This window comes from Salinisphaera orenii subsp. orenii MK-B5 (genome assembly GCF_003788635.1).
In the GTDB taxonomy this organism is placed as follows: Bacteria; Pseudomonadota; Gammaproteobacteria; order Nevskiales; family Salinisphaeraceae; genus Salinisphaera; species Salinisphaera orenii.
On the sequence record NZ_AYKH01000043.1, the window covers coordinates 104,861 to 124,961 of the forward strand.

At 70.1% G+C, this 20,101-nt stretch carries 22 protein-coding genes; 10 read left to right on the plus strand and 12 right to left on the minus strand.

The annotated features are described in order from the left end of the window. Positions 1-22 precede the first annotated feature (22 nt). Positions 23-343, minus strand: a complete 321-nt coding sequence (locus tag SAOR_RS15850; protein WP_123632267.1) for a hypothetical protein — start codon at positions 341-343, stop codon at positions 23-25. 102 nt (positions 344-445) lie between these two features. Here SAOR_RS15850 and SAOR_RS15855 point away from each other — a divergent pair, with 102 nt between their 5' ends. Then, complete coding sequence (locus SAOR_RS15855) at positions 446-766, plus strand: putative signal transducing protein (protein WP_184947444.1); 321 nt, start codon at positions 446-448, stop codon at positions 764-766. An 8-nt stretch (positions 767-774) separates the two neighbouring features. Beyond that, the gene (locus tag SAOR_RS15860; RefSeq protein ID WP_123632269.1) at positions 775-1,221 is read left to right on the plus strand and encodes a tRNA (cytidine(34)-2'-O)-methyltransferase; all 447 of its coding nucleotides are present in this window, start codon (positions 775-777) and stop codon (positions 1,219-1,221) included. Between the two features lie 13 nt (positions 1,222-1,234). Here the strand turns inward: SAOR_RS15860 and SAOR_RS15865 are convergent, their stop codons facing one another. The 5 genes from SAOR_RS15865 to SAOR_RS15885 all read right to left on the minus strand — a co-directional run bounded on the left by SAOR_RS15865 (position 1,235) and on the right by SAOR_RS15885 (position 4,638). Further along, complete coding sequence (locus SAOR_RS15865; RefSeq protein WP_123632270.1) at positions 1,235-1,894, minus strand: HAD family hydrolase; 660 nt, start codon at positions 1,892-1,894, stop codon at positions 1,235-1,237. 4 nt (positions 1,895-1,898) lie between these two features. Next, entirely contained in the window at positions 1,899-2,513 is a 615-nt protein-coding gene (locus SAOR_RS15870) for a CDP-alcohol phosphatidyltransferase family protein (protein ID WP_123632271.1), read from the minus strand. Between the two features lie 98 nt (positions 2,514-2,611). Further along, positions 2,612-3,601, minus strand: a complete 990-nt coding sequence (locus SAOR_RS15875; protein WP_123632314.1) for an NAD(P)H-dependent glycerol-3-phosphate dehydrogenase — start codon at positions 3,599-3,601, stop codon at positions 2,612-2,614. 44 nt (positions 3,602-3,645) lie between these two features. After that, positions 3,646-4,140, minus strand: a complete 495-nt coding sequence (gene secB / locus SAOR_RS15880) for a protein-export chaperone SecB (RefSeq protein WP_123632272.1) — start codon at positions 4,138-4,140, stop codon at positions 3,646-3,648. Between the two features lie 30 nt (positions 4,141-4,170). Next, on the minus strand, positions 4,171-4,638 hold the full coding sequence (locus SAOR_RS15885; protein ID WP_185015731.1) for a rhodanese-like domain-containing protein: 468 nt from the start codon (positions 4,636-4,638) through the stop codon (positions 4,171-4,173). A gap of 80 nt (positions 4,639-4,718) precedes the next feature. Between SAOR_RS15885 and SAOR_RS15890 the strand changes: the two genes are divergently transcribed. Both SAOR_RS15890 and SAOR_RS15895 read left to right on the plus strand, forming a co-directional pair. Further along, positions 4,719-5,873 (plus strand): murein hydrolase activator EnvC family protein, encoded by a 1,155-nt coding sequence (locus tag SAOR_RS15890; RefSeq protein ID WP_123632274.1) that lies wholly within the window; start codon positions 4,719-4,721, stop codon positions 5,871-5,873. Positions 5,874-5,981: 108 nt separating this feature from the next. Beyond that, positions 5,982-7,322 (plus strand): S41 family peptidase, encoded by a 1,341-nt coding sequence (locus SAOR_RS15895; protein ID WP_123632275.1) that lies wholly within the window; start codon positions 5,982-5,984, stop codon positions 7,320-7,322. A gap of 14 nt (positions 7,323-7,336) precedes the next feature. On the opposite strand, the gene SAOR_RS16860 is transcribed toward SAOR_RS15895, so the two are convergent. From SAOR_RS16860 to ubiE, 4 genes are read right to left on the minus strand one after another with little or no spacing between them, the layout of a single operon-like run. Then, complete coding sequence (locus tag SAOR_RS16860; protein WP_185015732.1) at positions 7,337-7,792, minus strand: GNAT family N-acetyltransferase; 456 nt, start codon at positions 7,790-7,792, stop codon at positions 7,337-7,339. 32 nt (positions 7,793-7,824) lie between these two features. Then, positions 7,825-9,447, minus strand: coding sequence for a ubiquinone biosynthesis regulatory protein kinase UbiB (gene ubiB, locus SAOR_RS15905; RefSeq protein WP_425472129.1), 1,623 nt, complete (start codon positions 9,445-9,447; stop codon positions 7,825-7,827). Continuing rightward, positions 9,444-10,061 carry a ubiquinone biosynthesis accessory factor UbiJ gene (locus SAOR_RS16865; RefSeq protein ID WP_185015733.1) on the minus strand — a complete coding sequence of 206 codons (618 nt, stop codon included), beginning with the start codon at positions 10,059-10,061 and terminating at the stop codon, positions 9,444-9,446. The genes ubiB and SAOR_RS16865 overlap by 4 nt, the downstream gene beginning before the upstream one ends. After that, the gene (gene ubiE, locus SAOR_RS15915; protein WP_123632278.1) at positions 10,058-10,852 is read right to left on the minus strand and encodes a bifunctional demethylmenaquinone methyltransferase/2-methoxy-6-polyprenyl-1,4-benzoquinol methylase UbiE; all 795 of its coding nucleotides are present in this window, start codon (positions 10,850-10,852) and stop codon (positions 10,058-10,060) included. Before ubiE ends, SAOR_RS16865 begins: the two co-directional genes overlap by 4 nt. Positions 10,853-10,973: 121 nt before the next feature. On the opposite strand from ubiE, the gene SAOR_RS15920 reads away from it, so the two are divergent. Both SAOR_RS15920 and SAOR_RS15925 read left to right on the plus strand, forming a co-directional pair. After that, entirely contained in the window at positions 10,974-12,194 is a 1,221-nt protein-coding gene (locus SAOR_RS15920) for a saccharopine dehydrogenase family protein (protein ID WP_123632279.1), read from the plus strand. A gap of 197 nt (positions 12,195-12,391) precedes the next feature. Beyond that, the gene (locus tag SAOR_RS15925; protein WP_221180035.1) at positions 12,392-13,276 is read left to right on the plus strand and encodes a ketopantoate reductase family protein; all 885 of its coding nucleotides are present in this window, start codon (positions 12,392-12,394) and stop codon (positions 13,274-13,276) included. A 12-nt stretch (positions 13,277-13,288) separates the two neighbouring features. Here the strand turns inward: SAOR_RS15925 and SAOR_RS15930 are convergent, their stop codons facing one another. After that, positions 13,289-14,779, minus strand: a complete 1,491-nt coding sequence (locus SAOR_RS15930) for a sodium:solute symporter family protein (RefSeq protein ID WP_123632281.1) — start codon at positions 14,777-14,779, stop codon at positions 13,289-13,291. A 3-nt stretch (positions 14,780-14,782) separates the two neighbouring features. After that, positions 14,783-15,016, minus strand: coding sequence for a hypothetical protein (locus SAOR_RS15935; protein WP_123632282.1), 234 nt, complete (start codon positions 15,014-15,016; stop codon positions 14,783-14,785). 265 nt (positions 15,017-15,281) lie between these two features. Between SAOR_RS15935 and SAOR_RS15940 the strand changes: the two genes are divergently transcribed. The 4 genes from SAOR_RS15940 (at position 15,282) to SAOR_RS15955 (ending at position 20,027) form a co-directional block, all read left to right on the plus strand. Further along, the gene (locus tag SAOR_RS15940; protein ID WP_123632283.1) at positions 15,282-16,178 is read left to right on the plus strand and encodes a LysR family transcriptional regulator; all 897 of its coding nucleotides are present in this window, start codon (positions 15,282-15,284) and stop codon (positions 16,176-16,178) included. Positions 16,179-16,284: 106 nt separating this feature from the next. Then, on the plus strand, positions 16,285-17,523 hold the full coding sequence (locus SAOR_RS15945) for a CaiB/BaiF CoA transferase family protein (protein WP_185015734.1): 1,239 nt from the start codon (positions 16,285-16,287) through the stop codon (positions 17,521-17,523). Further along, on the plus strand, positions 17,520-18,443 hold the full coding sequence (locus SAOR_RS15950; protein WP_123632284.1) for a hydroxymethylglutaryl-CoA lyase: 924 nt from the start codon (positions 17,520-17,522) through the stop codon (positions 18,441-18,443). The genes SAOR_RS15945 and SAOR_RS15950 overlap by 4 nt, the downstream gene beginning before the upstream one ends. A 384-nt stretch (positions 18,444-18,827) precedes the next feature. After that, on the plus strand, positions 18,828-20,027 hold the full coding sequence (locus SAOR_RS15955; RefSeq protein WP_123632285.1) for a CynX/NimT family MFS transporter: 1,200 nt from the start codon (positions 18,828-18,830) through the stop codon (positions 20,025-20,027). Positions 20,028-20,101: the final 74 nt, after the last annotated feature.

Below are 20,101 nucleotides of genomic sequence, written 5' to 3' on the forward strand. Positions count from 1 at the left end.
GCAGCGCGGCCGCGCCCGCGCGCTAGTCGGGCGAGTTCTGCTGGAAATCGCCCAGCGGCCGCACGAAGGTGTACTTGCCGGGCTCGACGATCAGCCGCCGGCCGGCGTCGTCCACGTTCATGCCCAGCAGCGAGAACGGCAGCGAGACCACGAACAGCCCCGTGCCCACGGCGGTGGCGGCGAGGCTCACCGGCCGCACGAGCACCGCATCCACGCCCATGGCGGCTGCAGAGGGGCGGCCGGGATCGGCATAATCGTCGATCGCCGCGGCCGGATTCGCCAGGCCGAGCCCGAGCGCGGCGACGACAACGATCAGCGCACGACGCGCGGAGAACACCGACATGACCCAAGCCCCGGATGATTGCATGCAAGCCACACTAGCAAAGCGCCGCGGCAAGTCAATCCGGCGATGCGGCCCCGCGGGCGGCCGGCGGAGCCGTCGGGCATGAGCGATCAGGAAGTCTATCTCGCCTCGGATCCGGTCAACGCCGAGATCGCCAAGGACATGCTGGCCAGCCACGGCATCGCCGCTCAGGTGCGCAACCAGTATCTATGGGGCGGCATGGGCGATCTCCCGGCCAACGTCTATCCCAGCGTCTGGGTCGAGGATCCGGCCGACTACGCCGCCGCGCGCGCGCTCATACGCGCGTTCGAGCGGGGCCCGGTCGAAAGCGGCAGCACCTGGCGCTGTCCGAACTGCGGCGAACAGCTCGACGCCCAGTTCGATCAGTGCTGGAACTGCCAGACCGAACGCCCGGGCGACTGAGCGCGCCGATGCGGATCGTCCTGCACCAGCCGCGCATTCCGCCCAACACCGGCAACGCCATCCGGCTGTGCGTGAACATCGGCGCCACGCTCGACCTCATTCACCCACTGGGCTTCTCGCTGTTGGACCGCCATCTCCGGCGCGCCGGGCTCGACTACCGGGAACGGGCGGTCATTCACGAGTGGCCGGACTACGCCGCCTGGCGCGACGCCCATCCGGGCATCCGCGTGTTCGCGGCCACGAAACACGGCGACACCCGATACGACACCGTCGCCTATCGCGCCGACGACGCCCTGCTGTTCGGCAGCGAGACCGAGGGCCTGCCACAACACCTGATCGCCGCCGCGGATGCCGCCATCGTGCTGCCCATGCGGCCGGCCAACCGCAGTCTGAACCTGTCCAACAGCGTGGCGGTGATCGCCTACGAGGCCTGGCGCCAGGCGGGATTCCGCTAGCGCCGAACCGCGCCTAGGCGCGATCCGCGCGGTCGAACAGCACCTCCCAGCCCGCGCCGTCGGCGGCCTCCGACAGGCGCCGGTCCGGCTGCACGGCCACGGCCTCGCCGACTTCGTGGAACAGATAGGTATCGTTGATGGAGTCGCCGAAGGCGATCGCCTGTGACAACGGCAGATTCGCAGCGGCGGCGAGCGTGCGCGCGGCGTCGATCTTCGTGGCGCCGTAGGGATGGCGCACCGGCGGGCCGGCGGTGAAGCGATCGGCACGGGCCTCGCACAGTGCACCGAGCGCGGCATCGGCCTCCAGCCACTGCGCGAGAGCATCGGCCAGGAACTGCGGCGTGCCGGAGAGCAGCACCACATGATCCCCGGCGGCCTGATGGGCGCGCAGCCGTTCGACCGCGGGGGCATACAGCGCCGGCGCGACGTCATCGGCGACGAAGTCGCGCGCGAGCGTTTCGATGTCCCGGCGCCGGTGGCCGCTCAGATACGCCTTGTTCTTCTGCAGCACATGGCGGCCGAAACGCGGCAGGTAGCGGATGCAGAACCACAGATAGGCGCCGACGCCCCGCAGCCCCAGAGCACCGCGCCGCCAGAGATAACGCGCAAAACGGGACTCCGAGCTGGCCCCGGGCACCAGGGTGCCGTCGATGTCGAACAGAACCAGGCGCATACGACTAGTCCTCCTGCAGCGACGGCCGTGCGTTCATGCAGAATTCCACGATCACCGGCAGGCCGCGAACCACGCAGATCGCCGCGGAGGCCCAGGCCAGCGCCAGACCGATACCGCTCATGATGCCGCCCCAGTCGGCCCAGAACGCCGGCGCGAGCGCATCGAACGGCTGCCACAGCAGGATCCAGGCGAACGTCACCGCCTTGAGCACGGCATAGAAGCCGCGCATGAAGCGTCCGGCCACCAGGAACCGCCCCACCGGCGACTGCATCATGTCGAAGGCGGCGGTACCCGAGGCGGCGCCCTTGCTGCGGATCGCATCGACCAGATTGCCGCGGATGATGAACAGCAGGGGAATCCAGACGCCGATGAAGCCCAGATGCGCGAGCACCACCCAAAGCACCGTCTCGACGATGCGGTCGATGGCGATGTCGAAGGTGGCGCCGAACAGCGTTTCCTCGTTGAAGCGCCGCGCCACCCAACCGTCGACGCCGTCGAGCGCGATGATCAGCAGCGTCAGCGGCGCGTTCACGAGCTGGAGCGCCGGATTCCCGGAATAGATGATTCCCAGAAGCACGAAAAGCAGCAGGAAGCGCCCGAAAGTTACCCAGTTCGCCATACCCCGGAGTGTCCTGAGTCGGTGTGCCGCTCGGGCGGCCGAACCGGGCCGCCGCAATATCCGCCGCCACGGCGAACATCATGACCTGATGTCACATTTTAATCTTTTTCGGACCGGAACGGGCGATCCGTCAATCTACGTACGGCCTCGGGCGGCGAGACGCCCTCGTGCAGCACGCGATAAGCCTGGGAGGCGATCGGCATCTCGACGCCCAAGTGGTCCGCGATGCGATGTACCTCGCGGGCCACGCGCACGCCCTCGACCACCTGGCGGATCTCGCGCTCGGCCGACGCCACGTCGTGACCGGCGGCCAGGGCCAGCCCCATGCGCCGGTTGCGCGACTGATCGTCGGTGCAGGTGAGCAGCAGATCGCCGAGGCCGGCCATGCCCACGAGCGTTCCGCGCTCGCCGCCGAGCTTCTCGCCCAGCCGCATCATCTCCGACAGCCCGCGGGTGATCAGCAGCGCGCGGGCGTTGGCGCCGTAGCCGAGGCCGTCGGAGATGCCCACCGCGATCGCCAGCACGTTCTTCACCGCGCCACCGACACCGACGCCGACGACATCGCTGGCGGTGTAGACCCGGAACACGCCGTCGTGGAAGGCGCCGGCCATGTCGCGGGCGAAATCCGCATCCGCGGAGGCGATCGTGACCGCCGTTGGCATGCCCCGGCCGACCTCGCCGGCGAAGCTCGGGCCGCTGAGCACGGCGGTCGCACGCGCCGCACCCAGCTCCTCGGCTGCAACCCGGTCGGGCAGCAGGGCGGATTCGGGCTCCAGGCCCTTGGTCGCCCAGATCACGCGCTGGCTCTCGGCAAGCAGATCGCGCAGGCTGCGCAGACAGGCGCGCAGGGCGTGACTCGGCACGACCACCAGCACATCGTCGGCCGCGGCCACCGCGCGGGCCAGGTCGGGCTCCGGCGTCAGACGCTCGGGAAAGGGACAGCCCGGCAGGTAGCGACTGTTCTCGCGATCACGGGCCATCGCGGCGATGGCGGCCTCGTCGCGCGCCCACAGACGCACGTCGTTGTCGTTGCGCGCCAGCTGGATCGCCAGCGCCGTGCCCCAGGACCCCGCGCCGACCACGGCCATGCAGCGGCCGCCACGAGCGGCATCGGTCGTAGCCACGGACGCGTTCAGTGGGTCGCGTCGCGGGCGTCGGTGGCCGACGACTCCGGGTTCTGCTGATGCTGGGCGTAGAGCCGGTCGAAGTTCACCGGCTGCAGCAGGAAGTGCGGAAAGCCCGCCCGCTGGACCATGTCGCCGATGCTTTCGCGCACGTAGGGAAACAACACCGACGGGCAGTAGGCCCCGAGCACGTGATTGCGCTCGCGTTCCTCGGTGAAGCCCTCGATGCGGAACACGCCGGCCTGCTGGACCTCGACGATATAGGCCGTGCGATCGGCCTGCTTGGCCGTGACCGTCACCGTGACCACGACCTGATGGGTCTCGTCGCTGAGGTTGTGGATGCGGGTGTTCAGATCGACGTTGACGTCGGGCTTGTACTCCTCGGTGAACACGCGCGGCCCGTCGGGCACCTCGATCGAGGCGTCCCGAATATAGATTTTCTGCAGCGCGACCTGCTTCTGCGCCTGCCCGTTGTCACCGCCGTTGCCGGCCTCGTCCGCCATGGGTCTCTCCTCGTTGGTCTGAGCTCGCGGCTACTTGCGGGTCACCGGCAGGCCGTCCGCCTGCCAGGCGTTGATGCCGCCCTTGAGGGCGTACACATGGGTGTAGCCCTTGCGCCGCAGCTTGCTGGCGGCCTGCGGTGCCACGTTGCCGATGCCGCAGTAGCAGATGATGGTGCGATCGGTCTTCTTCGTGATCTCGCCGGCGCGTTCCTCGATGCCGGCCATGGGCACGTGCACGGCATTGAGGATGTGGTTCTTCTTGTAGTCGGCCGCCGAGCGCGTGTCCACCACGACGGCGTCGTCGGTGTTCATCAGCCGCACGGCTTCGGTCGCCGGGATCGGCCGGTGCCCCTTCATCAGCCGATAGACCTCGTTGACCGCCAGGGCGATCAGCACGATCACCAGGGCGCTCCAGAGGAACGGATGATTGACGATGAATTCCTGAATCTGCTGCAGCATGGTGTCCGGTCGGGGCTGGTGACGGGCCGGTTGTTTCACGAAATGACGCCCGGCCGGGCCGGGCGCCGGCGGCGATTATTGCATACCGGACGCTGGCCGCGTGGCTTACAATCCCGCCCATGCGCGTGTTTCGATCGTTCGGCGTCGCCCTGCTCGCCGCCACCCTGACCGTGTCCGCGACCGGCTCGGCCCAGTCCGACCGCTCCGAGCAGGCCCGGGCCGAGCTCGACGCCCTGCGCGATCGCATCGACGCCGTCCGCCAGCACATCGCCGCCGACAAGAGCCAGCGCGGCGACCTGGCGAACGCCCTCAATCAGGCCGAAGCCGACATCAGCGCCGCCCAGAAGCGCCTGCGTACGCTCGACGATGCGATCGCCGCGCATCGCGATCGCATCGACAGCCTCACCGCGCGGCGCGACGCCGAGCGCGACGACCTCGGCGACAAGCTGGACGTGCTCCGCGATCAGGTCCGCGCCGCCTATTCGAGCGGCCGCATGAATCGCATGCGTCTGCTGCTGTCCGGCGAGTCGCCCGAGAAGCTCGGCCGCATGCTCGTGTATTTCGAGTACTTCGCCGGCGCCCAGACCGAGCAGGTCCACGCGCTGCAGGACACCCTCGCCGATCTCGCGGTGCGCCAGCGCGCCCTGGAGCAGGAACAGGACGCGCTGGCCGAACGCCGGGCCGACCGTGCCGAGACGCTGTCGCGTCTAGAGGCCAATCAGGCCGAACGCCGGGAGGCCATCGCGGCACTCGACTCGCAGCTGTCCTCGCGCCAGGCCAACCTGGAGAACCTGCGCATCGACGCCCAGCGGCTGGAGGATCTGCTCGGCTCCCTGCAGAGCGAGCTCTCGGCCCTGCCGCCGGTCGACGAGGGCACGCCGTTCGCCGAACTCAAGGGCCGCATGAGGCCGCCGGTCGACGGCCGGGTGCTGGCCCGCTTCGGCACCACCAAGGCCGGCGGCCCGCTGAAATGGCAGGGCCAGTGGCGCGCCGCGCCCGAAGGCACCGCGGTCCGGGCGGTGGCGGGCGGTCGCGTGGTCTATGTCGGCTACATGCACCGCTACGGACTGATCGTGATCCTCGATCACGGCAACAACTACTACACGCTCTACGGCCATGCCGAGAGCACCTACGTCGAGGTCGGCGACAACGTCCAACGCGGCCAGGCGGTGGCCAAGGCCGGGCGCAGCGGCGGCCATCGGCGCAGCGGCGCCTATTTCGAGATCCGGCGCGGCAGCACGCCCGTCAATCCGTCGCAGTGGCTGTCCGGTTGACGCGCCCGGCACCGGCCGATGGTGTGCTATCTTCTAGCGTCGTTCCGGAACGCGGTTCACGCTCCGATCGTTCGCGCCGCAGCTGCGGCCAGGGGGAGTCCTAGCGTCATGCGAGCCACAATCCGCAGCACGCTGCTGATCGCCTTCGGCGTCATCATCGGCACCGTCCTCGCCCTTCCGCCCGGCGCGTTCGCGCAGCCCGGCGACGATTCGCGAGACGAAGCCGCCGATGCCCCGGCGCACGGCCTGCCGCTCGAGGAACTGCGCACCTTCGTCGAGATCCTCAACCGCGTGAAGCAGGGCTACGTCGAGGATGTCTCCGACCAGGCGCTGCTGGAAAACGCCATCCGCGGCATGCTCGACGGCCTCGACCCGCACTCGGCCTATCTCAACAAGTCGGAGTTCAAGGAGATCTCGATCTCGACCTCCGGTCGCTTCGGCGGTCTCGGCGTCGAGGTGCAGATCGAGAACGGCTTCGTGCGCGTGGTCGCGCCGATCGACGACACCCCGGCGAGCGAGGCCGGGCTCCAGGCCGGCGACCTGATCGTGCGCATCGACGGCAAGGCGGTCAAAGGCATGTCGCTGATGGACGCGGTCAAGACGATGCGCGGCGATCCGGGCAGCGAAGTCACGCTCACGATCCTGCGCGACGGCCGCGACGAGCCTTTCACGGTCACGCTCGAGCGTTCGGTGATCCGCGTGGAGAGCGTCAAGGCGCGGATGCTCGACGATGGCTACGGCTATGTCCGCATCACCCAGTTCTCCAGCCAGACCGGCGAAAGCCTCGAACGCGAGCTCGAGCGGCTGCAGGACCGCGCCGACGAAGGGCTTCGCGGCATCGTGCTCGACCTGCGCAATAACCCCGGCGGCGTGCTGAGTTCGGCAGTGGACGTCGCCGACACCTTCCTGGACGCGGGCGGCATCGTCTCGATCAAGGGGCGGGCGGAGAACACCGACCAGCAGTTCGACGCCGAGCCCGGCGACATGCTCGACGGCGCGCCGATCGTGGTGCTGGTCAACGAGGGTTCGGCCTCGGCATCGGAGATCGTGGCGGGCGCCCTGCAGGACGACAGCCGCGCCGTGATCATGGGTTCCCGGACCTTCGGCAAGGGCTCGGTCCAGACCATACTGCCGCTGGCGAACGGGGCCGCGCTCAAGCTCACCACTGCGCGCTACTACACACCGAGTGGGCGCTCGATCCAGGCCGAGGGCATCGACCCGGACGTGGGCATTCAGAACGTCAACGTCACCGCTGCCCAGGGCAGCGAGGTCCTGCCCTTCTCGGAGGCCGATCTCGCCGGCGCGCTGGCCAACGACAACGATGACGACGAGGACGGCCCGCGCGACGGCGTGAAAGGGCCCGACGGCAAGCCGCTGGCCGAGTCCGACTACGCCCTGTACGAGGCGCTGAACCTGCTCAAGGGGCTCTACATCCTGCGCACGCGCTGAGCGCGCCCGCGGCGCTACTCGGGCCCGACGGCACGCCAGCGCATCTCGACGTGCGTGTCGCTCTGTCCGCTACGCTGGAAGCCGTGGCGGGCGTAGAATGCCTCGGCGCGGGCATTGGTGCGGAATACGCGCAGCGTCACCGCCCTGTCCAGACGCCCGGCCCGGGCCTGGAGATGACCCAGCAGCCGGCCACCGCGACCGGCCCCGCGGGCCTCGGCCACGAGCACGATGTTCGCCAGATGCAGCGCACCCGCCCGCCACAGCACCTGCAGATAGCCCACCTCGCGGGCCCCATCGACGACGATCAGCGGGCGCACACGCTCGAACAGACGGCCGAAATCGCGCCGCTGCCAGGCGTCGTTCCAGCCCCAGATCGCGTCGATGTGATCCCGATAGGCCACCGCGTACCATACGAACAGGCGCGGCCATTCGTCACGGCGGGCCCGTCGCAGGGACAGGCCCGCATCCACGCGGCCCGGGCCGAGCGCGGACCGCAGCCGGGTCAGCCCCGCCAGGCGCGTACCCAGCAGGCCAGACCCGCGACCGCGCCGAGGCCCGTCAGCCAGGCCGGGGCAGGCGCATAGATCGCCAGGACCGCCGCCGAGACCACGAGCCCGGTGCCGACGACGGTCCAGCGCATGGCGCGCCGCGCCGTACGCAGCTCGTGGGTGATGTCGCCGAGCGCGCGCTCGAGTTCGCGGGCGGCCGGAGTGCTGCCCTCGTCCAGCCGCTTGACTACGGTCGCGACCAGACCGGGCAGACTGTCCATGATCTGCGGCGCCTGGCGACGCAGCCGCTCGGCGGCAACCCGCGGGCTGGCGCGGTGGTGCATCCATTCCTCGAGCACCGGCTTGGCCGTGGACCAGAGATCCAGCTGCGGATAGAGATCGCGCCCGAGACCCTCGACGTTGAGCACGGTCTTCTGCAGCAGCACCAACTGCGGCTGGACCTGATAGCGATAGCGGCGCGCGATCCGGAACAGCCGGACCAGGAACAGTCCGAAGGAAATCTCGGCCAGCGGCTTGTTCATGATCGGCTCGGAGACCGTGCGGATCGCGCCCTCGAATTCCTCGACCCGGATATCGGCCGGCATCCAGCCGGATTCGATGTGCAGCTCGGCGATGCGCTTGTAGTCCTGATTGAAAAACGCCAGGAAGTTCTCGGCCAGATAGCGCTGATCCGCGCTCGTCAGCGAGCCGACGATGCCGAAATCCAGGCCGATGTAGCGCGGCCGATGCGGGTGGGTGACGTCCACGAAGATATTGCCGGGATGCATGTCGGCGTGGAAGAAATTGTCGCGAAAGACCTGCTTGAAGAAGATCTCCACGCCGCGCTCGGCCAGCACCTTGAAATCCACGCCCGCCGCGGTGAGCGATTCGACGTCGTCGATGGGGATGCCGTGCATGCGCTCCATGACCAGCACGCTCTCGGTGCTGTAGTCGAAGAATATCTCCGGATGCACGATCAAATCCGAGCCGGCCCAGTTGCGCCCGAGCTGGCTGGCGTTGGCGCCCTCGCGCATCAGATCCAGCTCGTCGGTGATGATGCGGTCGTACTCGGCCACGATCTCGACCGGGCGCAGCCGCCGGGCCTCCGGGTGAAAGCGCGCGGCCAGACCGGCCAGGCGATAGAGCACGGCGATGTCGCGGTCGATGCGTTCGTGCACGTCCGGGCGCAGCACCTTGACCACGACCTCGCGGCCGGCCGCCTCGCCGGCACGCGGGTGCAGACGCGCGGCGTGCACCTGGGCGATCGAGGCCGCGGCCATCGGCTCGGTCTCGAAGGACTCGAAGAACACCTCGAGCGAGTGGCCGTAGGCCGCCTCGATCAGCCGGCGCGCCTCGGCGCCCTCGAACGGCGGCACATCGTCCTGAAGCTTCGACAGCTCCTCGGCCATGCCTTCGGGCAGCAGATCGCGCCGGGTCGACAGCGTCTGGCCGAACTTGACGAAGACCGGGCCGAGCGCTTCCAGCGCCAGGCGCAGACGCACGTTCAGCGGCTCGTCGAAATCGCGCGGCCTGCCGAGCAGCCAGGTGGGTGCGGCATCGCCCATCAGCTCGCCCAGACCGTAACGGCGGGCGGTGCGCAGGATCTCGAGCATGCGGCGGCTGCGGGACAGCATCAGCGGGCGCCCCGCAGTCGCCGCAGCCGCGCGCCCAGCCGGTCGACGTCGTCGCGCAGCGTCTCGACCTCGCCGGCGAAGACGTCATGCTCCCAGCGGCCGACGACATCGCGCGATTCCTCCCGCAGATATTCCGCGGCCTGCTCGGGCACCTCGCGGGCCGCGCGCGCGACCAGCGCCCGCGCCGAGGCCAGCCCGCGGCCGAGGACATAGGCCGGCACCGGGCCGAAGCGGGCGTCCACGATGTCGGTGATGTCGAAGTCCACGGCCGAGAACAGGTCGGCGAAACGCTGGGCGACGCCGACGTCGCCCTCGATGCGCAGGCCCGCGCCCATCAGGCCTTCGCGGCCGCCGGAGAACAGCAGCCGTCCGAAGACCATGCTCGCCCCGGTCAGCGTCACGTCCGCGGCCTCCGGCGGCGCCGCGCACACCTGCATGCCGTGATCCTCGGCCACGAACACCAGCCGCAGCCCCAGATCCGACAGCCGCAGCTCCAGCGCGCATCCGGCCAGCGCCGCGCAGCGCTCGAGCGCGCGGGCATCGCTGCCGAGATAGCGGGCCAGCGCGATCTCCACCGCCCCGAGTGCCGGCGTGGGCAGGCTGCGGTACTCGGTCACGGGCTGTAACCGCGATGGACGGCGACGATGCCGCCGGTGAGGTTGTGATAGCCGCAGCGCACCAGGCCGGCCGTGCGCATCATCTCGCGCAGCGTGTCCTGGTCCGGATGCATGCGGATCGACTCCGCGAGATAGCGGTAGGAGGCCTCGTCGCCGGCGACGTTGCGGCCCAGCCAGGGCAGTACCGAAAACGAGTAGATATCGTAGAGCTTGTCCAGCCCCGGCACCGCCGGCTTGGAGAATTCGAGCACGATCGCGCGGCCGCCGGGCCGGGTCACGCGTCGCATCTCGGCCAGCGCGGCCGGCTTGTCGGTGACGTTGCGCAGCCCGAAGCCGATGGACACGCAGTCGAACGTGTCGTCGGCGAACGGCAGCCGCTCGGCGTTGGCCAGACAATAGTCGACGTTGTCGACAATGCCGGCGTCGATGAGCCGGTCGCGCCCGTGCGCCAGCATGGCGGGGTTGATGTCGGAGAGCAGCACGCGGCCGTCGGGGCCCGCGCGGCGCGCGAACCCGGTGGCGAGGTCGCCGGTGCCGCCGGCCAGGTCCAGCACCCGCTCGCCCGGGCGCACCGCCGCCAGTTCCAGGGTGAAGTGCTTCCACGCCCGATGGATGCCCATCGACATCAGATCGTTCATCAGGTCGTAGTTGTCGGCCACCGAGTCGAACACCGCGCCGACACGGCGCTGCTTCTCGCCGCGGGCGACGCGTTCGTAGCCGAAGTCGATGGTGTCCGGATCGTCGCCGGAGGCGTCCCGGCGCGGGCGGCCGGTCTCGTCGTGCTGGGCCATATCGGACCTAGAAGCGGGGCTGCGGGAAGCTTACGCGAGGCGCTGTTCGCGGCCAAGCGCCTGCCGCGGCGTGCCCCGAATCTAGTAGATTGGGCACCTCAATCGACTCGGGGACGCTCTCATGGAGACAACGCAGCACGAGGTCGTGGTCTTCGGCGCGACCAGTTTCGTCGGCCGCCTGACCTGCGCCTATCTCGCGGATCGGTACGGCGACGACCTGGACTGGGCCATGGCCGGCCGCTCGCAGAGCCGGCTGGAGTCGGTGCGCGACGAGGTAGGCGCCGGCGACGACGTGCCGCTGATCGTGGCCGACGCCGCCGATCCGGCCGCGCTCGAGGCACTCTGCGAGCGCGCGCGGGTGGTGGTGTCCACCGTCGGCCCCTACGCCCTCTACGGCGAGACGCTGGTGCGGATCTGTGCCGAGACCGGCACGGACTACTGCGACCTCACCGGCGAGGTGCAGTGGATCCGGCGCATGATAGAACGCTACGAGGCGACCGCTGCGGAAAGCGGCGCCCGCATCGTGCACTGTTGCGGCTTCGACTCGCTGCCCTCCGACCTCGGCGTGCACTATCTTCAGCGCACGGCGCGGCAGCGCTTCGGCGCCCCCTGCACGCGGGTGAAGATGCGGGTCAAGGCCATGCGCGGCACCTTTTCCGGCGGCACCGTCGCCAGCCTGGTCAACGTCGCCCGCGAGATGCGCGCCGACCCGGACCTGCGCCGCGCGCTGGCCGATCCCTACGCGCTCTGCCCGGCGACATACCGGCCGGCGACACGCCAGCCCGACGTCAAAGGCCCGACGTTCGATACCGATGCCGGTGCCTGGGTCGCGCCGTTCGTCATGGCCGCCATCAACACCCGCGTGGTCCAGCGCAGCAACGCCCTGTCGAAGCAGGCCTACGGCGCGGATTTTCGCTACGACGAGGCCCAGATGATGGGCCGCGGCGCCCGCGGCCGGCTGCGTGCCTACGCCCTGACCGCTGCCCTAGGCGGCTTCATGGCCGGCGTCGCGCTCGCACCCACCCGCCGTCTGCTGGAGCGCTTCGTGCTGCCCGGGCCCGGCGAGGGCCCCTCGTCACAGGCGCAGGAAAACGGCTTCTACGACATCCGTTTCTTCGGCGAGACCGAGGCCGGCGAGAAACTGGCGATCAAGGTCGTGGGCGATCGCGATCCCGGCTACGGCTCCACCTCGAAGATGCTCGGCGAAGCCGCCGTCTGCCTGGCCCGCGACATCGACACCGCCACCGCCGGCGGTTTCTGGACGCCGGCCACGATCTTCGGCGACACCCTGGTCGAGCGCCTGGAAAACGACGCCGGCCTGCATTTCGAGGCGCTGACCTGACACCGCCGCGCCGGCCACCGGGGCCGACGATGCCGCCCCGAGGCCGGCACCAGAGCAGAACGCGGTGTCGCGGCGCCCGGTTACGGGCCGGACGCGAGCGTTGTCCAGCCCGGGCGCCCGATTCGCCCATGAACCGGCACACCTCTACAGCAGCCCGCCGGCTCCGCCCATCGCCGTGCTCGTATAGGCTGTGAGCCATGATGAGCCGGACCGAGACACCCCACTGGCATCTGCTGGGCGCCGGCCATATCGGCACCTGGGCGGCCCGTCATCTCCTCGCGGCCGGACACCGCGTGAGCGTGATACGCGCCACGCAGGCCACGGCGGTACACGCACGTTTCACCCGCGCCGACGGCCGCGACCGCACCATGCTGCGTCTGCCCGTCGCCTCGCCCGCCGCGCTGAGCGCGCCGCTGTCGCATGTCGTTGTCGCCTGCAAGACGCCGTTCACCGACACCGCACTGGCCCGCTGTCGCCTGGCCGCCGACTCGACGGTGATCCGCCTGCAGAACGGTATCGGCACGCTCGACGGCCGGCTGCCGGACCGGGCCTGCCTGATCGAGGCGGTGACCACCGCGGCGGTCAAGGGCCGGCGTGACGCCCACGAGATCGTGGCCGACAACCGGACCTGGATGGGCGGCTCGGCGGTGCCGCCGGCCTGGTTCGAGTCTCTGGCCGACCACTGGCCGGGGCTGCAATGGGCGGCGGACATCCGTTATCGGCAGTGGCGCAAGCTGGTGGCCAATGCCGTCATCAACCCGCTGACCGCGCTCCACGACGTACCCAACGGCGCGCTGGTCACCGACGCCCGTCTCGCCGGGCAGGCGGCCGAACTCGCCACCGAAGCGGACCGGCTGCTGGCCCGCCTCGACCCGACCTGGCCGGGCGACTCGCTGGCCGGCGTGCAGGCCATCGCCCGCGCCACTGCCGACAACACCTCGTCGATGCGGGCGGACATGGCGCGCGGCGCCGCCACCGAGATCGAGGCCATCAACGGCTGGCTCCTGCGTCAGGCCGATACCTGCGGGCTGGCCCTGCCCGCGCATGCGGCGATCGTAGAGGCCGTGCGCCGGCGCGGCTAGACGCGGGCCGTATCAGCGCATGCCGATGACCTCGACGGCGTGGGCCTCGTCCGCGCGTTTCACCCCCAGCAACAGACTGCCCAGCACGCAGATCGCCAGATTGAGCAGCAGGCCCCAGAGGCCACTGAACACCCCCAGCGGCGTCCAGTCCGCGAACGTCATCGCCGAGGCCAGCAGCGTGCCGGCGAGCATGCCGGCGAACACTGCACGCGTGTTCAGCCGCACCCAGTACAAGCCCAGAATGAGCGCGGGCGCGGCCTGGATGAGCAACTCGAACTTGAGCACGAAGATACGGTAGAGCGTGCCCGGCGGGTACCAGGCGATGATCACCAGCACGACCACGGCGGCCAGACCGACCAGCTTGCCAACCCGGATCTTGCGGTGTTCGGAGGCGTCGCGGTCGACGAAACGACCGTACAGATCGTTCGACACGATCGACGAGAACGTCAGCAGAACCGAATCCGCGGTGGATACGATCGCCGCGATCACGCCGCCGAACAGCAGCACCATGGCCCAGTAGAAGACCACGTGACGCGTGGCCAGCGCGTTGGCGATGCGACCGACGAGCTGCTCCGACTCACCCGTGGACAGCCCCGGGAACGCAGCGATGCCGATGATGCCCACGAAGAAGACCACGGCGGCGGTGGCGAACGGCATGAAGGCCATGCGGATGAACGAGCGCTTGAGGGTGGCCTCGCTCCGGGCCGAGAAGATGCGCTGGACCGCGTGCGGATAGACCGCCGCGCCGATCCCCACCAGCGCGATCAGCGAGAACCAATGGGCCACGCCCGCGGCGTCCGGGGCGCCGAGCTTGTCCGGCGCCTCGCGCCGCATCACTTCGGCGGCCGTCCCCGGGCCGCCGAAGTAGATCAGCGAGCCGAGCAGCAGCATGAACACACCGAAAAGCAGGGCGATACCCTGGATGGTGTCGGTGTAGGCCACCGACCGCATGCCGCCGAGCCAGCTGTAGGCGACCATGATCACGATGAAGAACACCACCCCGACCTGATACGGGATGGTGCCGCCGGTCAGCCCCGACACCCCCTGGCCGATGGCCACGAACTGCTCCAGCAGATAGTTGCCCAGCGCGTAGAGCATGAGGATGGACGCCAGAATGGTGACCGCCCGCGACCTGAATCGCATGTCGATCCAGTCCACCGGCGTGAGCAGCGAGAAACGCCGGCCCAGCGCGTACAGCCGCGGGGCGAAGAACAGATAGACCGCGATGATGCAGATAAAAAACGGCACCGACACCAGGTACTGGTAGCCGATGCGGTAGGCCGTGGGCGGATAGCCGATGACGGTGTTGCCGCTGTACTGGGTGGCGAAGAAGGTGAAGAACAGCACCATCACGCCCAGGCCGCGGCCGCCGAGATAGTACTCGTCCAGGCTTTCGTGGATATGGCGGTTGCGCAGATACGTGATCAGGCCGACCGCGAGCATCAGCCCGCCATAGGCCAGCAGTACCGCGATGCCGGCCGCGCCGCCGAATGCGAGCTCCATGGCCTACGCCTCGGGATCGTCGTCGGTGCCCATGTCCCATTGGCAGCAGACCACCCACGCCACGAAACACGACAGCGCCAGCGACGCCGCGAGGATGATCCAGGCCCAGTACGGCACACCCCAGAGCAGCGGCTCGAACGAACCGGCCGGGAAGTACCATGGCGTGATCAGCGCCATCAGCACCACGAATCCGATCCACACCGCCGGGCTGCGCACCGGCTCCTTTCGCGCTCTCATCGACTCCTCCTTCGGCGCAACGCACGCCCGATGTTCGAGGCCCGACTTCACGGCCGGGCCGTTTGTTGTGCCGCCGGCCATCGCGCTGGACACGGACCGCGGCTTGACCCGCACGCCCGGCCGCGCTGTGATGCAGCGGTTGTCTTCGAGCATGGCTGCCGCGCACGCGCGGCGACAATCATGCGATGCGCAAGGGTGACTTCGTGAAACACGAAACCGCAAACGCCGCGCGGCCGACACCGCGCCGCCGGCCCGGCGCCCGCTGATGCGCGACCTGGACCCGGTCAGCCTGCGCCTGTTCGTGGCGATCGCCGACGAACGCAGCCTGACCGCCGCGGCCGCGCGCGAGCACATGGCTCTGGCCGCGGTGAGCAAGCGGGTGCGCGACCTCGAGGCGCGACTGGACACCGCCCTGCTCTATCGTCGGCCGCGCGGCGTCGAACCGACCCCGGCCGGGGACGCACTGCTGCATCATGCCCGCGGCCTGCTGGACGACATGGACCGGCTCGCCGCCGAGCTGAGCGAATACAGCCGCGGCGTGCGCGGACACGTGCGTCTGGACGCCAACACCTCGGCCATCATCCAGTTCCTGCCGCACGATCTGTCGACCTTCACCCGCGCCCACCCGGCGATCAAGATCGACCTGCAGGAGCGGGTCAGCAGCGAGGCGGCCCAGGCGGTACGCGAGGGCCGGACCGACATCGCCGTGTTCGCCGACACCCCGGCGGCGGCCGAGCTGCAACGCCGGGTCTACCGTCGCGACCAGCTGGTGCTGGTCACCCCGCACGACCACCCGCTCGCCGGGCGCGCGACCGCGTCGCTGGCCGACGCCCTGCCCTACGACATCATCGGCCTGCAGCACAACGCCTCCCTGCACGGGCTGTTGGCCGAAGCCGCCCGCGGCCTCGACACGCCGCTGCGGCTGCGTATTCAGGTACGCAGTTTCGAGGGCATCTGCCGGATGATCGCCCACGGCATGGGCGTCGGCGTGCTGCCCGCGGGCGCGGTGACGCCCACCGCGGCGCGCCCGCTCACCGTCGTACCGCTGGCCGACGATTGGGCCGAACGCACCCTGTGGCTGGGCATGCGCGACTACGCCACGCTGCCGGTGATCGCCCGCGAGATGGTCGACCACCTGACCGCGGCCGACGACCACGAGTGACACCGCGCCTACGCCGAATACGAAGCCTTGATCCGCGATCGGCTGATTGTCGGCCGCGCCGCCGCTGACTAGGCTCGAGGGATCGCCCACCGATGCCACCGACGAGATGACCGACCCCGCACCCCAGAACAGGCCGATGGCGCTGGCGGGCCTCAAGGTGCTCGAACTCGGCCAGCTCATCGCCGGCCCCTTCGCCAGCAAGCTGTTCGGCGAATTCGGCGCCGATGTCATCAAGATCGAGCCGCCGGGCACCGGCGACCCGCTCCGGCGCTGGCGGGTCATGCGCGGCGACACCTCGCTGTGGTGGCACGTCCAGAGCCGCAACAAGCGCTCCGTCTCGCTGGACCTGAAGTCCGCGGAGGGCCAGGACATCGTGCGCCGGCTGGCGGCAGAGGCCGATATCGTGGTCGAGAACTTCAGTCCCGGCCGGCTGGAACAATGGGGGCTCGGCTGGGCGGATCTGGCAGCGATCAACGACCGCCTGATCATGGTCCGGATCTCCGGCTACGGCCAGACCGGCCCGTATCGCGACCTGCCCGGCTTCGGCGTCATCGGCGAAGCCGTGGGCGGGCTGCGCTATCTGTCCGGCCATCCGGGCGAGTCGTCGGTACGGGTGGGCGTGTCCATCGGCGATTCGCTGTCGGCGCTCTACGGTGTCATCGGCGCCCTGCTCGCGCTCGCCGAACGCCGGCAGTCGGGCCGCGGCCAGTACATCGATGTCGCCCTCTACGAATCCGTGTTCGGCATGATGGAATCGCTGATTCCGGAATACGACGGCGCCGGCATCATCCGCGAGCCCGGCGGCAGCGCCCTGCCCGGCATCACCCCGTCGAACGCCTACCGCTGCGCAGACGGCACCGAAGTGCTCATCGCCGGCAACGGCGACTCCATCTTCAAGCGGCTGATGACCGCGATCGGGCGCGACGATCTCGGCGCGGAGCCGGCCCTGGCCCACAACGACGGCCGCACCCGGCACGCCGCGCGTATCGATGCGGCCATCGAGGCCTGGACGCGTCAAAACGACCGCGCTCGTGTGCTGGAGGTGCTGGAGGCCGCCCGCGTGCCCTGCGGCCGGCCCTACACGGCCAGGGACATCGTCGAGGACGCCCACTACGCCGCCCGCCACATGATCGAGACGATCACCACCGCCGACGGCGAATCGCTGCGGGTACCGGCGGTGCTGCCGCGGCTGTCGCGCACGCCGGGCCGCGTGGGCGGCGGCGGCCCGGCGCTCGGCGAACACACACGCGCCGTGCTCGACGAGCTGGGCATCGACCGCGCCACCCAGCAGCGCCTGCACGCCGCCGGCGTGCTCCACGATCCCGACACCGGAGATCGAGCATGAGCGAACGCGTGTTCATCAACGAGGTCGCCCCGCGCGACGGTTTCCAGATCGAGCCCGGCTTCGTGCCCACGGCGGACAAGATCGCGCTCATCGACGCCCTGTCGCCGCTCGGATTCGCCGGGATCGAGGTCACATCCTTCACCTCGCCGAAAGCGATCCCAAACCTCGCCGACGCCGATCGGGTGATGGCCGGCATCGACCGTACGCCTGGCGTGTCGTATATCGCGCTCGTTCCCAACGCCCTCGGGGTGGCGCGGGCGCTGGCTGCCGGCACCGACGAACTCAACTTCGTGATGTCGGCCAGCGACAGCCACGGCCGGGCCAACCTGCGCCTGACCGCGGCGGATTCGCTGGCCCGCTTCGCCGCCATGGCGGACACCGGCCGGGCCGCCGGTGCGCGCCTCAACGTCTCCATCTCCACCGCCTTCGGCTGCCCGTTCGAGGGCCCGGTCGACCCTGCACGCGTGCGCGATATCGTCGCTCGCATCGCCGCACTGGGCATCCACGGCGTGACCCTCTGCGACACCACCGGCATGGCCAATCCGCGCCAGGTGGCTGCCCTGTGCCGCGAGCTGATCGCCGCATGGCCGCGGCTGGAACTGACCCTGCATCTGCACAACACCCGCGGCATGGGGCTGGCCAACGCCCTGGCCGGCTTCGAGGCCGGGGTGACGCGCTTCGACGCCGCACTCGGCGGCCTCGGCGGCTGCCCCTTCGCACCGGGTGCGACCGGCAACGTCTGCAGCGAGGATCTCGTGCACATGTTCGAACAGATGGGCGTGGCCACCGGCGTCGATCTCGACGCCCTGCTGCGCGTGGCCCGCGACCTGCCGGCGCTGGTCGGCCACGAGGTGCCCGGCCAGGTGGCCAAGGCGGGCACGGCCGAGCGTCGCCACCCGCTGCCCGACGGCGTCGGCTGACACACCGCGCGCCCGCGTTCGATCATGATGCCTACCGAGTCCTTCGATCAGCGTGTTGCGTTGACCCATTGATCCCAAGGGCGCCCGTGGAAAGATCCGCGCGATCGTCACGCGCAAGCTCCGACCACACGACGCGGCGCTCGCGGCACCGCAAAGACCACGCGGCTCGACACGCCAGAACGACGGCTCGTATCGCCCGGAACAGCACTCGCCGGCTGATCCCCGACACTGCGACATCGGCCCGAGCACGCCCTGCTCGGGGTCCCGGGGCAATCCGGCCTCGCCGGCCGGACGCCGTCACTTGCCCGCCACGCGACGACTGTCGACAATGCGCGCCCGCACGCGGTACCGGCGCCCGTACCGCCATCACCGGAGAGACACGGCATGGCCACCGCATCACGCGAGGACCGCGATCGCCGACGGCTCGGCCTGACGCTGGTCGCGCTGTTGCTGGTCGCACTCAATCTGCGGCCGGCGCTTACGAGTGTATCGCCAGTGCTGCAGCGCATCGGTGAAAGTCTGGCGCTGTCACCGGCGATGCTGGGGCTGCTGACCACGCTGCCGGTGCTCTGTCTCGGCCTCGCCGCACCCGTTGCGCCGCGGGCCGCGCGCCGCCTCGGTGCGGAACGCGCGGTGCTCGCCGCCCTGCTCGTGCTGGCGCTGGCGCTGCTGGTGCGTCCCTATACCGGCACGCCGGGCCTGTTCGCGGGCACCGCGCTGGCCGGCGGCTGCATCGGCGTGCTCGGGGTGCTGCTGCCGGGGCTGGTCAAGCGGGATTTTCCAGAGCGCGTCAGCGCCATGACCGGGCTTTACACGATGACGCTGTGCCTGGGCGCAGCGACCGCCGCGGGCGCGACCGAACCGCTCCGGCTGATTCTCGGCGAGGCCTGGCGCGGCGCGCTGGCGCTCTGGCTGATACCGGCGCTCGCCGCCGCGGTGATCTGGGGGCTGCAGCCCCGGGCGCCGGCAGCAGCCACCCGCCACGCCGGACCGCGCACCCGTCTGATGCGGGACTCGCTGGCCTGGCAGGTCACGCTGTTCATGGGCAGCCAGTCCGCGCTGGCCTACAGCGTGTTCGGCTGGCTGCCCACGATTCTGGCCGACCGGGGGCTGGCGCCGGTCACCGCCGGACTGGCGCTGTCCTGTTCCATCCTGGTTCAGCTGATATCGGCACTCGCCGCGCCGGCGCTCGGCGCCCGCATGCGTGATCAGCGCGCGGTCAGCGCGGGCGTGATGGCGCTGGTGATGATCGGCGTGGCCGGCTGCATTTTCGCGCCGCTGGCAAGCGTCTGGCTGTGGATCGCCATCCTCGGGCTCGGCCAGGGCGGCAGCTTCGCCATGGGCCTGACGCTGATCGCCGTGCGCGCACGCGATGCCGACACCGCCGCGGACCTGTCGGCCATGGCGCAGGGGGTGGGTTATATGCTCGCGGCCGCCGGCCCACTGCTGGTCGGGCTGCTACACGAGGCCTTCGGCGGCTGGCGGGCGGTGGGCGTGGCCCTGTGCCTGATCGCCGCGGCTTCGATGATCCTGGGGCTCGGCGCGGGCCGACGCGCCTGGGTGGGCGGCACGGACGCGGCCTAGGCAGTGCCGGGGATCGCCCCCGGCCGGCACCGGCTGCCGGCCGAGGTTTCCAGCGCAGGACGGCCGCCGGCGCA